This is a genomic window from Vagococcus luciliae, assembly GCF_024637875.1.
In the GTDB taxonomy this organism is placed as follows: Bacteria; Bacillota; Bacilli; order Lactobacillales; family Vagococcaceae; genus Vagococcus; species Vagococcus luciliae.
On the sequence record NZ_CP102451.1, the window covers coordinates 131,976 to 146,522 of the forward strand.

The 14,547-nt window shown below is 32.4% G+C and carries 13 protein-coding genes and 1 other annotated feature (1 of these 14 cut by a window edge); of the genes, 3 read left to right on the forward strand and 10 right to left on the reverse strand.

Annotation, left to right across the window (positions count from 1 at the left end):
- Nucleotides 1–171 (reverse strand) — a binding site (T-box leader); it reaches 65 nt to the left of the window's first position.
- Nucleotides 172–241: 70 nt separating this feature from the next.
- From G314FT_RS00740 to G314FT_RS00750, 3 genes are all read right to left on the reverse strand, one after another.
- Nucleotides 242–1,255: a branched-chain amino acid aminotransferase gene (locus tag G314FT_RS00740; protein WP_257701651.1), complete on the reverse strand. Its 1,014-nt coding sequence runs from the start codon at nucleotides 1,253–1,255 to the stop codon at nucleotides 242–244.
- 139 nt (nucleotides 1,256–1,394) lie between these two features.
- On the reverse strand, nucleotides 1,395–2,558 hold the full coding sequence (locus G314FT_RS00745; RefSeq protein WP_257701652.1) for a CynX/NimT family MFS transporter: 1,164 nt from the start codon (nucleotides 2,556–2,558) through the stop codon (nucleotides 1,395–1,397).
- Nucleotides 2,559–2,620: 62 nt separating this feature from the next.
- Nucleotides 2,621–3,178, reverse strand: coding sequence for a helix-turn-helix domain-containing protein (locus G314FT_RS00750; RefSeq protein WP_117972469.1), 558 nt, complete (start codon nucleotides 3,176–3,178; stop codon nucleotides 2,621–2,623).
- A 202-nt stretch (nucleotides 3,179–3,380) separates the two neighbouring features.
- Here G314FT_RS00750 and G314FT_RS00755 point away from each other — a divergent pair, with 202 nt between their 5' ends.
- Nucleotides 3,381–4,787 (forward strand): MFS transporter, encoded by a 1,407-nt coding sequence (locus G314FT_RS00755; RefSeq protein WP_257701653.1) that lies wholly within the window; start codon nucleotides 3,381–3,383, stop codon nucleotides 4,785–4,787.
- 40 nt (nucleotides 4,788–4,827) lie between these two features.
- On the opposite strand, the gene truA is transcribed toward G314FT_RS00755, so the two are convergent.
- The 5 genes from truA to G314FT_RS00780 form a co-directional block, all read right to left on the reverse strand.
- Entirely contained in the window at nucleotides 4,828–5,568 is a 741-nt protein-coding gene (truA, locus tag G314FT_RS00760; protein WP_257701654.1) for a tRNA pseudouridine(38-40) synthase TruA, read from the reverse strand.
- Between the two features lie 231 nt (nucleotides 5,569–5,799).
- Nucleotides 5,800–6,795: a LacI family DNA-binding transcriptional regulator gene (locus G314FT_RS00765; RefSeq protein ID WP_257701655.1), complete on the reverse strand. Its 996-nt coding sequence runs from the start codon at nucleotides 6,793–6,795 to the stop codon at nucleotides 5,800–5,802.
- A gap of 82 nt (nucleotides 6,796–6,877) precedes the next feature.
- Nucleotides 6,878–7,750 (reverse strand): fructokinase ScrK, encoded by an 873-nt coding sequence (scrK, locus tag G314FT_RS00770; RefSeq protein WP_257701656.1) that lies wholly within the window; start codon nucleotides 7,748–7,750, stop codon nucleotides 6,878–6,880.
- Nucleotides 7,751–7,762: 12 nt separating this feature from the next.
- Complete coding sequence (locus G314FT_RS00775) at nucleotides 7,763–9,193, reverse strand: glycoside hydrolase family 32 protein (RefSeq protein WP_257701657.1); 1,431 nt, start codon at nucleotides 9,191–9,193, stop codon at nucleotides 7,763–7,765.
- Between the two features lie 49 nt (nucleotides 9,194–9,242).
- Entirely contained in the window at nucleotides 9,243–10,520 is a 1,278-nt protein-coding gene (locus G314FT_RS00780) for an MFS transporter (RefSeq protein ID WP_257701658.1), read from the reverse strand.
- Between the two features lie 604 nt (nucleotides 10,521–11,124).
- Here G314FT_RS00780 and asnA point away from each other — a divergent pair.
- Nucleotides 11,125–12,132, forward strand: coding sequence for an aspartate--ammonia ligase (gene asnA, locus G314FT_RS00785; RefSeq protein WP_257701659.1), 1,008 nt, complete (start codon nucleotides 11,125–11,127; stop codon nucleotides 12,130–12,132).
- 37 nt (nucleotides 12,133–12,169) lie between these two features.
- On the opposite strand, the gene G314FT_RS00790 is transcribed toward asnA, so the two are convergent.
- Together G314FT_RS00790 and G314FT_RS00795 are read right to left on the reverse strand one after the other, a co-directional pair.
- Nucleotides 12,170–12,718, reverse strand: coding sequence for an LURP-one-related/scramblase family protein (locus G314FT_RS00790; protein WP_257701660.1), 549 nt, complete (start codon nucleotides 12,716–12,718; stop codon nucleotides 12,170–12,172).
- 34 nt (nucleotides 12,719–12,752) lie between these two features.
- On the reverse strand, nucleotides 12,753–13,622 hold the full coding sequence (locus tag G314FT_RS00795; RefSeq protein ID WP_257701661.1) for a Cof-type HAD-IIB family hydrolase: 870 nt from the start codon (nucleotides 13,620–13,622) through the stop codon (nucleotides 12,753–12,755).
- A gap of 104 nt (nucleotides 13,623–13,726) precedes the next feature.
- On the opposite strand from G314FT_RS00795, the gene G314FT_RS00800 reads away from it, so the two are divergent.
- Complete coding sequence (locus G314FT_RS00800) at nucleotides 13,727–14,401, forward strand: uracil-DNA glycosylase (RefSeq protein ID WP_257701662.1); 675 nt, start codon at nucleotides 13,727–13,729, stop codon at nucleotides 14,399–14,401.
- The last annotated feature ends 146 nt before the right edge of the window (nucleotides 14,402–14,547 follow it).

Below are 14,547 nucleotides of genomic sequence, written 5' to 3' on the forward strand. Positions count from 1 at the left end.
AATGGATCTATCGGTGTTTCTTTTAACGGTGAAACTTTTTCCGAGAGTACCTACCTATCGATACTCTTTCCTCATAGGCCATTTTCAACTTATCATCACTTAACTCTTTTCACCAACCAGAGTCTCTCTAAAAAGCATCAAAGCTTACTTTCCTAATCAAACAGAACATTATTTATATGTTGCCATTAATTTACACGATTTTTTTAATCCTGTCAACATTTTTTTAATCTTTATTTAATGTTCACTCTATTTTTGTGATCCATCCCTTTGGCGCCTCAATATCTCCAAATTGAATGCCTACTAATTCATTATATAATTTTTTAGTCACTGGACCTACTTCCGTTTCAGAATAAAACACATGAAAATCATCTCCTACTTGAATCCCTCCAATAGGAGAAATGACTGCTGCAGTACCGCATGCGCCAGCTTCTATAAATTCATCTATTTCATTTAAATAGACATCACCTTCTCGTGTCTTTAATCCTAGTCGTTCTTTTGCAAGATAAAGTAAAGAATATTTCGTTATACTTGGTAAAATAGATGGTGAATAAGGTGTCACAAATTGGTTATCTTTTGTAATACCAAAGAAATTAGCAGAACCCACTTCTTCAATTTTTGTATGCGTTGCTGGATCAAGATAAATACAGTCCGAAAACTGTTTTTCTTTTGCTACTTTACCAGGATAAAGACTCGCAGCATAGTTTCCACCAACTTTTACAGCACCTGTCCCTTGTGGAGCTGCTCTGTCATATTCTGATACGATAAAATTAGTTGGCTTTAATCCACCTTTAAAATATGGACCTACAGGCGTACAAAAGACTGTAAATAAATATTCAGGTGCTGGTCCAACACCAATGGCATCACCAACACCAATTAATAAAGGTCTTAAATAAAGTGTCGCCCCGCTATCATAAGGGGGACAAAAATTTTCATTTGCTTTAACCACTTTTTTTACAGCGTCAATAAACATCTCTTCTGACACTTCTGGCATCATCAAACGATTTGCACTCACTTTCATTCGCTTAGCATTTTCATCTACTCTAAATAAATTAATTGAATCATCTTTACAACGATATGCTTTTAATCCTTCAAAGCACTGTTGTCCATAATGAAGTGCCATAGAGCCTTCACTAATATGTAATGTGTTATCTTCTGTTAACTCACCTTCTGACCATTTACCATCTTTATACCGTGCAATGTATCGATACGGAGTTTTGATATAATCAAAACCTAAATTATTCCAATCTAATGTCATTAAACCCATCCCCTTTTTCTAATCATTCTCATTTTTTTCTCATTTTACCACACATTCTTTCTTATCTCTATCTTTTTCAAATTTTTCATAAACAAAATAAACATTAACAAGGTATAAAAATTTTTATACCTTGTTAATGTTAGATAACACGTTTTTTCGCTGAGTTAAGGCCAACGATTAATAAAATACTTGTCATCATTAATAAAATAATCAGAGATGACTGCCAAGTTTTTGTTACATCATGTAAAAAACCAAATAAAAAAGGACCTGTTGCTGCAAGTAAGTACCCAATAGATTGAGCCATTCCTGATAATTCAGCAGCTTGCTTTGCACTAGTTGTTCGTAAATTAAAAAACATCATGGATAAACTAAAAGCAATTCCTCCAGCTATACCTATTCCCATAATAGACAGAGACACTATCTTCATATTATTTCCCATTAATCCTAAAATACCAAAAGCAAACAATAAAAAAGAAACCCAAACAAAACTTTTTTGATTTGGTCGTTTTTCAGCAATAATTGGCACAATAAATGTGATAGGCAACAACGTCATTTGCAATAATGATAACATACCACCTGCTTGTATTGTCGATAGCCCTTTGTCCACTAACATTTCTGGTAACCACGCAACTAATACATAAAAAATAAAGGACTGAATTCCCATAAATAACGTGACTGACCAAGCAAGTGTTGACGTCCAAATAGATGAATTTTCTTGAGGTGTCATCTCTTGAACCTCTTTATCTTGACGTTTCAACTGAGGTAACCAACAAACAAATGCTGTTAATGCTAAAATTGACCATAATCCCAAAGCAACATTCCAGTCCAATCCAATTTTTCTTACTAAAGGAATACTAATTCCAGATGCAATTGCACCTGTTAAATTCATACTGACAGAATAAATTCCTGTTACCAATCCGCTTTGGTGAGGAAATTCTTTTTTTACAAGTCCTGGGATAAGAACATTACAAATCGCAATAGCTGCACCTAACAACGTTGTTCCTAAAAACAAAAAAGTTAGTTGTGGGATAGCTCGTAAAAACATACCTAGTACTAAGACAATTAAAGCACCAAAAATTGTTTTTTCTATTGTCCATTTATTTGCTAGTTTAGGTGCAATTGGAGAAATAATAGCAAAAGACATCAATGGAATAGTAGTAATTAATCCCGCTTGCCCTCCTGAAAGTATTAAATCATCTGAGATAATCCCTATTAATGGTCCTACAGCAGTAATGGGCGATCGTAAATTCATCGCCACAAAAATAATTCCTAACAACAACACTTTATTTATTTTCTTTTCCATCATTAATCTCCTTAAACCAAAAAGTATATTATAATATATAAATATATATTATAATATACTTTTTAATATTTAACAACAATACTTAAAAGAGCATCCTCATCAGTTTCATTAATGTATTCATGAATAGTTCCAGAATAAAAATTAATCGTATCATATGTTTCTAAGTGATAAATGTTACCTTCGACTTTTATAGCAATTTTCCCCTTCATTACCGTTAATACTTCAACAGATTCCTTTGGCTGATATTGTGCGGTATTAATAGAATTAGCCTTTAAGCATACTCTAAACACTTCAATATTATCTTCCCGAAAAACAGGTTGCACCAGCCAGCCTTTTGTTAAATCACTCATAAAATAAGCCATGGTGCTGACTTTAGATACAGTATTTGATACATTAGAGTAACCAATTAATTGGGATAAGGTCATATTTAATGCTTGGGATAACTTCCATAAAATATTAATCGTTGGATTGGTCCGACCATTTTCAATATTACCAATTGATAAAACACTCACGCCTGATTTTTTTGATAGTTGTTCCATCGTTAGTCCGGACTCTTTTCTTATCTTTCTAATATAGACACCTAACTGATGAACAACATCTTTTTCATTGCTTTCCACCATAAACAACCTGTCCTCCTAATCTATTCTTTCAATCTAGTTTATCATAAATACAATAGTTTGTTTCTTATAAAAAATTCCCCTAAAAAATGAAAATTTGTAGTAAGATAATAAAGTAGTTTATTTACTACCCTTATTTCATTTCAATGATTGTGACAATAAATGATTTAAAAAGATATATAAACATAGCGATGGAGGAAAATCAATGGAAACAACAACTCAAAAAAATAGATGGCTTGTCTTAGTTGCGATTGGATTATTTACTTTCATGTCTACACTAGATGGAAGTATTGTTAATATCGCTCTACCAGTAATGTCAAAAGACATGCATATTCCAATGAATCAAGCAGAATGGATTGTCTCAATTTATTTAATGACAGTTTGCGCTTGTTTACCACTTTTTGGTAAGATTGGCGACAGTATTGGAAAGATTAAAATATTTCGTATTGGAACGATAACATTTGTCTTAGGTTCGTTATTATGTGGTGTCTTTCATACATTTGAACTCATCCTACTTTCTCGTGTTATCCAGGCGATTGGTGCTAGTATGACAATGTCAACAAACACAGGAATTATCACAGAAGTTTTTCCGTTAAGTGAACGTGGCCGAGCATTAGGGATGATTGGTGCTTTCGTTTCACTAGGATCGATTATGGGTCCTGGACTTGGCGGTGTCATTCTTGCCCAATTTTCTTGGGAATATATTTTTTTAATCAATGTACCTATTGGCATATTAACTATCTTACTTGGTCAAAAAGTTTTACCAAAAGATTCAACAAAATCTGGGACTAAAATTGATTTTATCGGATTTATATTATTTGCCACAATTATTTTAACTTTATTTGGTGGCATATTTATCGGTCAAGAAGTAGGTTATACACACACATTGCCTGTTTTATTAATTATTATTGCATTAATAACAATGGTGATTTTTTACCGAATTGAGACAAAAAAGAACAATCCTCTCATTCAATTTTCTTTATTTAAAAATAAAGTATTTACGTTAAGTTTGTTAACAGCTTCTATGATTTTTGTCACAAACTTTTTTACAAATGTTGTGATTCCTTTTTATTTACAAAATACAAGAGGCTATTCTGCTAGTTTTTCAGGTATCTTAATGATGGTAGTTCCTTTTACTATGATAATTGGCTCTCCTGTTAGTGGGTATATCACTGATAAAGTTGGCGCAAAATTATTAACTTTTGTGGGATTGATTTTAATCACTATTTCTCAATTACTCTATTTAATTTTAGGCGAACAAACATCTCTTATCTTTTTTATATTTGCTTCTATTTTTGTCGGTCTTGGAAATGCCTTATTTCAAGCACCAAATAACACTCTAGTTATGAGCAATGTTGAGAAAAAGGATTTAGGTGTAGCAGGTAGTTTAAATTCTCTTGCACGAAATTTAGGGATGGTGGTAGGCATTTCTCTATCAACAACTATCTTGTACGCAGCAATGAGTTATCATTATGAACAAAGGGTTACAACTTACATAGCAGGTCGTCCAGATGTTTTCATTTATGGGATGCATGCTGTTTATATCACTTCATTTGTTATTTGCTTCATTGCCACAATTTTAACTGGTATCAGATTCTTCAAAAAAGATTAAAAAAGGAGGCAATGTCTTTAACACATTGCCTCCTTTTTTGTTACTTATAAAATACCTCATCTAAAAATAAACCTTGTGCTGGCACTGTATCACCTGCTTGGCTTCTAATACCAGTCTCAAAAACATTATCGATGTCTTCTACAGTTAAACGACCTACACCAATATCAAGTAATGTTCCCATCATAATGCGAACCATTTTATGCAAAAAGCCATCCCCTACAAAGGTAAATTGCAAAATGTCACCATGACGTTGAATGGCTATATCTGATATAGTTCGAGTAGTTGATTTTTTCGTTTTTTTCAATGCAGAAAAACCTCGAAAATCATGCGTTCCTTTTAATTTTTTACATGCCTCTTCCATTTTTTCTATATTTAAGTCCTCTGGGACATACATGCTATAATTTTTATAAAAGGCTGAGGGAATACGATGATTCCAGACATTATAGCTATATTTTTTTCCCTTGGCGTTATATCTAGAGTGAAATCGTTCTGGCATATCATCAAGTTGTTTCACCACAATATCTTGAGGTAAATATTGATGAAAAAAGTCTAACATCTCATTCAAAGACATAGTTGATTCAGTTTTAAAATTGGCCACTTGTCCTTTTGCATGGGTTCCTGCATCGGTTCTGCCTGAGCCTATAATTTCTATTTTTTCACCAGTCATTTGATGAATAATATTTTCTATCTTACCTTGAATCGTTTTATCAGAATTACCTAAACGTTGCCATCCTTGATATCTTTTTCCATCGTATTCAATCGTCATTTTTATGTTTCTCATATTATCGTCAATCTCCTTTATGTTCTAACTGTCACCTTGTCTATCATGACATAATTTATTAGATTATAAAAGAACAACCAGACTTGCTTCATCTTAATTTACACATATTGTTACGCAGAATTTATTTCAAATATTAAATTTAGCCATAACCATTAACCTTAATTTATCAATAAATACATTTTACATGAATTAAATATAAGGAACTATAACTTTACTTCAATAGGTTATATCCTACTTATAGCTGTCTTTTTTTGATGTCTTTCCTCGCCAAATTTTTACTGGAAGGATATATTCTTTCTCTGTTTCTTTTTTATTTATTCGTTTCATTAAAATATCAATTGCTATCTCTGCCATCTCATCTATCGGTTGAATAATCGTCGTTAAATCGGGTAAGATACTACGTGTCATCAGTGTCCCATCATAACCTACGAGTAATAAATCTTCTGGTACGCGTATATGTTTTTCTTTTGCAACTTGTAAAATTAAGGCCGCATCCATATCATTTGATGCAAAAATTCCATCCACATCTGGGTATGTTTCAAACAAATCATAAAATATTTTTTTCTTTTCTTGATAAGGAATATTAAAATCTAATGTTATTGTATTAGGTATCAAATCATGTTCCTTCATTGTTTCTTCATAAGCTATTCGACGACGTTTAGCTGGCGTTTCTAATTCACTAGGTCCATTCGTATGGATGATATTTTTTGCTCCTTGCTCAATCAATTCCTTAGTAGCAAATCTGCCACCTTGATAATTATCTGACTCAATAACTGGAATATCTTCATTCATCACGCGATCAATAGCCACAATGGGTAGATTTTGATATTTATATTCCTGTATTCCTTGATTATGCGTTCCAACAATTAAACCATCTACTTGCTCCGATAATAATTGATTTAAATAATCTGATTCTTTTTTGGAATCATTCATTGAATTACCAATTAATACTTTATAACCTTTTTCGTATAGTTTTTTTTCTAATGCTTCAGACAACTCACCAAAAAAAGGGTTTGCTATAGTCGGAAATAGCAAGCCGATAATATTTGTTTTCTTATTATAAAGCTGTCTAGCCACAACATTCGGTTGATAATTAAGCTCCTCAATCGCCTGGTTAACCTTATCAATCGTTTTTTGACTTAAGTATCCTCGATTATTTAATACCCGTGACACCGTTGTTTTTGATACATTGGCATGTTTGGCAACATCTTCTAACTTTGGTCTCATATGCCTTCCCCTCTTATTTTTATACATATAGAATAGCATAAAAAAGGCTTTTATAACACTTGATTATAAAAGCCTTTTACTATTATTCTTGTAATTGATTTAATCCCAAAGCAAAGTTGCCCAATGTTGCTGAACCATTATTTTTAATTAATGGACGTGTAATATATTTATCTAGAGGTGGTAACTCAACATAATCATCTAATAGCTCATCAACTTGTTGACGTACTTTCTCTAGTAAGGTTTCATTAGCAACACTTCCACCAAAGACGATCTTGTCTGGTCGAATAATAAGAGTTGTTTGGATAACTGCCTGTGCTAAATAATAAGCCATAATATCCCAAACAGGATCTGTTAAAGGAACCGTTTCACCTTTTTTGCCCAAACGAGCTTCAAAAGTTGGACCAGCAACTAATCCTTCTAAACAGTCACCATGATACGGACAAATCCCTTCAAATTCTAAATCATCAGGATGACGCTTAACATATGTGTGTCCCATCTCAGGATGTCCCGCTTCACCTAGTAAGTCACCATTAATAACTGCTCCACCACCAACACCTGTTCCAACAGTATAATAAACCAGTGAATCTATTTTTTCATTTGATAAAGTCGACATAATGTATTCACCATAAGCAGAACCATTAACGTCCGTTGTCCAAGACATTGGGACATTTAATTCTTCCCGTAAATAACCTAGAACATTAACATTTTTCCATCCTGGTTTTGGTGTTGTTGTAATATAACCAGATTTTGGTGAATGTTTTCTAATCTCAATTGGCCCAAAAGATGCCACACCTAGTGCGTCAATCTCAAATTGTTTAAAATAATCCACTGCTTTTTTTAATGTTTCTTCTGGTGTAGTAGTAGGAAAAGTAATTTGATCTTTCACACGGTAATCTTCATCCCCTACAGCACAGACAAATTTTGTTCCACCTGCTTCAATACTACCAATTAACACAATAAAACCTCCTTAGTTATAAGAAACTGCATCGTTTTCAAGACGATAAACTGTATAAGAGATTGTTTGTTTTTCACTAACTGAAAGACATACTTCAGGTTTTTCCTCAGTATAAAAACGCTCAGTGAACACAAGCTCTCCATCATTAATAAAAATTTCAATCGAACTTGTATCAATAAATACTCGTAATGACAGTTTATCACATGACTGAATTGTACCATATCTTAAGTCGTCTTTGTCATTACGTTTTAAAATAAATTCATTCGTTTTATTAGAATATGTTAATAAAACCAAATCATTTTCAGACATTTTTAATGAAATAATGAGTTCTTGTTCTTCTGACTTATCTAGTGGAGCATCTATTAATAATTCATTAGATAAGGCATCTTTTATTAAACATAATTCTTTCATTACAGTTGTTGTATCATGCTTTAATTCTTCTGCGCGCAAAGTTTCTAATTCTTTAACAGGTGTCATGTAAAGATGATTATTTTTTAATCTCAATTCACGTGGAATAGTTAAAGCTCCTGCCCAACCATCTTCTTGCTCAGGCATTGGACTTTCCCACATATCCATCCACGCGATCACAATTCTTCTACCATCTGGTGCTAATGTTGTTTGTGTCGCATAAAAATCATGCCCTTTATCCAATTCATGGAACTCACCACGTGTGAATGTTGCTGTTTTGTAGTCATAATCACCAATGAAATAACCTGTTTGGAATAGATTTAAATAATCTTTTCCTTGCGCATCGATTCCTTGTGGTGATAATAATAAAATATCTTTGCCATCAAGATTGAAAAAGTCTGGACATTCCCACATAAAACCTTCAGTTTTTAAGCCATTTGCTTTAGAAATAGGTCCTTCATATTCCCATTCTAATAAATCTTTAGATGAGTAGACAATTGCTCTACCTACCCCATCTTCACCTTGGCTGCCTAAAATCATATAATAAACGCCATCTTTTTCCCAAACTTTAGGATCTCTAAAATGATGTGTATTATCCCCAGGTTCTTTTGCAATAATAGGATTGTTTTCATATTTTGTAAAATGAATACCATCTGTACTGTAAGCCATATTTTGATTTTGCCAAAAATGATCTTTATCTCCATCATCGTAATAATGATGTCCAGTATAAAACAAATAGAGTACTCCATCTTTTTCAATTGCACTACCTGAGAAGCAACCATCCTCGTCTTCTTTATCACCAGGTGTCAACGCAATTGGCAATTCTTCCCAATGAACTAAATCTTTACTTCTAGCGTGTCCCCAATGCATTGGTCCCCATTCAGCACTATGTGGATGGTGTTGGAAAAACACATGATAATAACCATCAAAGAAACAAAAGCCATTTGGATCATTAATCCATCCTGATCGTGCAGATACATGATACCCTAGTCTATAGCGTGTGTTTGTTAATTCAATCGTATCTTTGTTTGTCATAATAAATCTCCTACTTTCTCGTTTTTATTTATAGTCATTAATTTATTTATTAACCTCTAATGAATGGATCTCCTTGAACATCTTGGTCATCTTTTTTAAGAATAAAGAAGGCATAAACCCCTGCCACTAAAACAATCATTGAAATAATTCTAAATGTTGACTGGTAACCCACTTTATCTCTTAATATCCCTAATGGAGTAGATAAAATAACTTGACCTACTTGTGCTGCAATTTGAAACCCAATCATATAAAGAGTAGCTGATAATTTAGTATCAAAATGCAAAGTAAAATAACGAAACATTGGTAAAATAAACATCGGTACTTCTAAGGCATGTAGCATTTTAATACAAGAAACAGCTGTTGGTGATGAGGCAAAACCACATAGACCTATTCTCACGCACATTATAGTCACACCACATAATAGTGTGTTTCTTACACCAATTTTTCTCATGATGATTGGGACAACACCCAACATAATTGCTTCACAAAATACTTGAATCGCATTCAACGTACCATACATTTTTTCACCTGCTGCTGATGTTGAAAATAAACTAGTGTAAAAACCTGGAAACATTTGTTGATCAAATACATTATAAAATGTCCATGTAAAAACAATAAAAATAATAATTGCCCATAGTTGCGGTAATCTAAGTAATCCAAACATCTCTTTCAAAGACGGGACACTGCTTGATTCTGCCTGCTTATCTTCAAATTCTTTGCTAGCTATTTTCTCAGCTTTAGGTTTCCATAACAATAAATTAAGTAATAATAATAAGCCAAAAAATGATCCAGCCCAGAAATTTAAGTTAGGATTCTTCACAAAAAGGAAACCGGCTAATAACGCAACAATCGCATACCCAAATGATCCCCATGCTCTAGCTTGACCATACTCAAAATCAAACAAACGGCTAAATCTTTCGGTCACCGCTTCAAAAATTCCAACTGATGATAGAAAACCAGCAGATAAAACAACTGCTCCAACAAGTATTCCTAAATTAAAATTACTCTTTAATAATGGTCCATAAACCCATATGAAAAATGGACCTACAAGTGTTGCTATACACGCTGAAAAGATTAATAGTGTTCGTTTGATGTACAACTTATCTTGTAGTGTACCGTAGACAAACATAAAAATTAATGTTACTAATGAATTGGCTGAAAAAATCGTTCCGACAGCGCTACCACTTAATCCCAAACCACTAGACTCAGATGTCAACCATAATTGGAAGAATGACCACCATACTCCCCATGAAGCAAAAAATAGCAGTAATGTTAACGAACTTTGTAAATAAGATGGATTTTTAAATGATTCTTTGAATTTTGACATATCAGTTTCCCCCGATGATAATATATTCTTCCAGTTATAGCAACCGGTTAACATTTTTTGAAAAGCGCTTTCTATATTTAAGAGTATAAATTAAATCCGCTTTCATGTCAACCGGATAACATGTTGTTTTTATGATTTTTTTGTAAAAAAATGAACAATAATTATAGTCTTCTATACTTGTTAGAAAGATATTCCTTCATATTACAAAAAATATTAAATTATCTCTAATATCTATTTCATTAAAATCAACCTCTTCTGACCCAACTTCCTTCATTAATAGTTAGTTATTCATTAAATTTTGAATCATTTGATATCCTTATTTTTAAAGCATTACAATCTATCTGATTACCTAACTGAATAGTAAATAATTTCTTATTATATTCATTAGATTTTTTATCAATAATTTAATGAAGTCCACTTTTGGTTTCAAGGTTAAATGTTTACTGAACATATCGTTCATTTAATTGTTTTTATATTCTACTAACTAAAAAACTATTATTGATTAAAGAAATTGATAATTATTCTGAAAATTTAAATTATGTTTTTCAATTATTAAACAAGTATGATAAAATAGTGAGAAATCATTGATTAGGAAGTGGATTATATGAAGCAAAAAACGATTGTACCAAAAGATTACCAATCCTCATTGTCAGTTTATGACACGCAAAAGGCAATTGGCTTAACAAAACATTGGTTTGAAGAAGCTCTAACAGGTAGTTTAAAACTAAAAAGAGTCTCTGCTCCTCTATTTGTAGATGCAACATCTGGATTGAATGACAATCTAAACGGTGTTGAAAGGCCTGTACAATTTGACGTTCCTGCTTTAGATACTCCAGCAGAAGTAGTTCATTCTCTAGCAAAATGGAAACGTACAGCATTAAAACAGTATGATTTTCATGTAGGAAATGGAATCTATACTGACATGAATGCCATTAGACGTGATGAAGAGTTAGACAATTTACACTCTATTTATGTGGATCAATGGGATTGGGAGCGAGTTATTTCTAGAGATCAACGTAATTTGGATTATTTAAAACAAACTGTTCAGCAAATTGTAAATGCCATTATTGAAACATCTAGTCGTTTGCACACTAAATATCCTGCTTTATCTATTGAACTGGATAGCAACATATCGTTTATCACAACACAAGAATTAGAAAACTTATATCCTGATTTCAATGATAAAGAACGCGAACAAGCTTATGTAAAAGAGCACCCAACAACATTTATTATGCAAATCGGAGATAAATTATTGAGCGGAAAACCGCATGATGGTCGTTCTCCTGACTACGATGATTGGCAATTAAATGGAGACTTACTATTTTGGCATGAACCACTACAAACTGCTGTGGAAATATCTAGTATGGGGATTCGTGTGGACGAAACTTCATTAAAAGAACAGTTAGAAAAAGCCAATGCAACTGATCGGCTGAAATACCCGTACCATCAACAAATTTTAGCAAATGAACTACCGTTAACTATTGGTGGTGGAATTGGTCAAAGTCGTTTATGCTTATTATTACTTGAAAAAGTACATATTGGTGAAGTTCAGGTATCATTATGGGATGAAGAGACAATTGAAGCATGCCGAGGAAAAATAAACTTATTATAACAAAAAAGCACTTTAGGAAATTTTTCCCAAAGTGCTTTTATTTTTTTCTAATTAATTCAATTGATTGATAAGAAGGTTTAGGATTAAGAAATGAATTAACAGTTTGCCAATTTTTTTCATTATTTTTTGCCCAATAATCCATCACAGCTCCTATACAAATACAAATTGGAGATACTTCTTTATTTATGATTGATAGCTTATAGTAGTCCTCTTTAAATGATGTATATTTATTCATCCGCATCATTCGCTCTTTTAACGAATAAATTCGATAGGATTGTTTTCCAACATTAGCTAAAACTAACCAATTCAGCTGCTTGACTAAATAAATATCACGATTAAATGAAAATAATCTACCTAAAGAGCCAACTTTTTGTTGCCTATCATACAAATCAAAATGAGATGGAAAAGCATATGTCGTTTGTTTAACTGTTGCTAAAACATCCCCTTCCATACTATATACTGATAATACGTCTCCTTTCACACCCCAACGTCCAACCAAAATATACACTGGTTTATCTTTGGTATCCTTAATCACTGTCCGAACATTAGCGGAAAGAACATATTCTTTAATGTAGAATGTCTCCATTGCTATCAACTTCCTTTAATCAAAATCTTTTTTTCTAAAGATTTTCTTCAATTGCACGCAATATTGCTTTACCCACACCATCTTCAACATTTGTATCTGTTTGATACTTAGCAACTTCTTTTACTTTATCTTCAGCATTTCCCATGGCAAAGCTCACTCCTGCTACTTCCAACATAGGTAAATCGTTAAAATTATCACCAATTGTAAAGACTTCATCCATAGAAATGCCACGTTTTTCAGCGATATATTTTACAGCATTTCCTTTTGTTGCATCAACATGATTAATTTCTAAATTATTCACACCAGATGATGTCACATGAACATTCATTAATTTATGAAGTTTTTCTAAAGCTGGCTCAAATCTCTTAGCTCCCTCTTCATTAAACGCAATCACTTTTAAAATGTCTACTTCAGGATCATCAACTAACGTATCGTAATGTTCTGTATAGTTAACAGGTAGCATTTTTAACTGCGTTGAAGCCATAGCAATCGCCATTTTAAACGTTAAATGAGGAATATTTTCAGATAAAAGAATCGCAAACTTTTCAATTCGTTGTGCTTCATTATTCGAATACACACCTTCTGTTGTCATTAACTCATAATATAGGTCTTCTTCTTCTAAAATTTTCATAGCCTCTTTAACTGTTTCTTTTTCTAAACTAACAGTATGTAAGACATTATCAAACTCATCAAAGATTTGTGCACCATTACCAGTAATCATGCCACAATGAATACCTGCCTCATTTAAAACTGGCCGAGCTTCCGAATAACCTCTACCTGTTGCTACCATAAACTCAATACCATTTTCTGCAGCTGTTTTAATAGCTTGTTTATTTAATTCTGAAATGTCTAGATGAGATGATAAAAGCGTGCCATCCATATCAGATGCGATTAATTTAATCATAATATACCTCCTAGTTTTTTTATTATTATTAGTGTACCATTTTTTTTTGAAAGATACATTTATAATAAAAAAATTATGATAAACTAAACAATAGAGGTGAAAAAATGTTAAAAGACTTAATTCAAACAGACTGGCAAGATATATTGCATGATGAGTTACAAACCGACTATGTGAAAAATTTAGAACTTTTTTTAGAAAAAGAATACCAATCAAAAACCATTTTTCCTGATAAAAAAAATATTTTTAGTGCTTTAAATTACACTCCATTCAGTAAAACAAAAGTCGTTATTTTAGGACAAGATCCCTATCATGGAGATAATCAAGCTCACGGACTTAGTTTTTCTGTACTACCAGGAACTAAGATACCGCCTTCTTTAGTGAACATTTTTAAAGAATTAGCTGATGATTGTAAAATGGATATTCCTAGTAATGGTTACTTAGTTCCTTGGTCAAAACAAGGCGTTTTATTACTTAATACAGTCCTAACTGTTGAAAAAGGAAAAGCTCATTCGCATAAAAACAAAGGATGGGAAAACTTCACAAACTGTATAATAAAATCGTTGAACAAAAAAGAGAACCCTATCATTTTTGTCCTTTGGGGTAAACCCGCTCAACAAAAAAAACAGTTAATTGATCAAACAAAACACATCATTATCGAAGCTCCACACCCTAGTCCACTATCGGCATATAGGGGTTTCTTTGGCTCAAAGCCATTTTCTAAAATAAATAATAGTTTAAAAGAAACAAATCAACAACCGATAAATTGGACGTTATCCTAAACTGTACTAATAAAATAAAAAAATCTGTTTTATTTTTATTAAAAATTTATTTGGTGTTATTATGTTTTACCTAAGTTTTTTCGAAAAAACAGAACAAAATACTGTTCTTTTTGTTCATAAACATGATATGATAGACATGTGAAAAA

Excerpts from the sequence above, each read along its gene's own strand:
- asnA (WP_257701659.1), top strand. The coding sequence starts at position 11,125 with ATGAAGCAAAAAACGATTGTACCAAAAGATTACCAATCCTCATTGTCA.
- G314FT_RS00750 (WP_117972469.1), bottom strand. The coding sequence starts at position 3,178 with ATGGTGGAAAGCAATGAAAAAGATGTTGTTCATCAGTTAGGTGTCTAT.
- G314FT_RS00790 (WP_257701660.1), bottom strand. The coding sequence starts at position 12,718 with ATGGAGACATTCTACATTAAAGAATATGTTCTTTCCGCTAATGTTCGG.
- G314FT_RS00755 (WP_257701653.1), top strand. The coding sequence starts at position 3,381 with ATGGAAACAACAACTCAAAAAAATAGATGGCTTGTCTTAGTTGCGATT.
- G314FT_RS00740 (WP_257701651.1), bottom strand. The coding sequence starts at position 1,255 with ATGACATTAGATTGGAATAATTTAGGTTTTGATTATATCAAAACTCCG.
- G314FT_RS00795 (WP_257701661.1), bottom strand. The coding sequence starts at position 13,622 with ATGATTAAATTAATCGCATCTGATATGGATGGCACGCTTTTATCATCT.
- G314FT_RS00800 (WP_257701662.1), top strand. The coding sequence starts at position 13,727 with ATGTTAAAAGACTTAATTCAAACAGACTGGCAAGATATATTGCATGAT.
- G314FT_RS00745 (WP_257701652.1), bottom strand. The coding sequence starts at position 2,558 with ATGGAAAAGAAAATAAATAAAGTGTTGTTGTTAGGAATTATTTTTGTG.
- G314FT_RS00780 (WP_257701658.1), bottom strand. The coding sequence starts at position 10,520 with ATGTCAAAATTCAAAGAATCATTTAAAAATCCATCTTATTTACAAAGT.
- G314FT_RS00775 (WP_257701657.1), bottom strand. The coding sequence starts at position 9,193 with ATGACAAACAAAGATACGATTGAATTAACAAACACACGCTATAGACTA.
- G314FT_RS00765 (WP_257701655.1), bottom strand. The coding sequence starts at position 6,795 with ATGAGACCAAAGTTAGAAGATGTTGCCAAACATGCCAATGTATCAAAA.
- truA (WP_257701654.1), bottom strand. The coding sequence starts at position 5,568 with ATGAGAAACATAAAAATGACGATTGAATACGATGGAAAAAGATATCAA.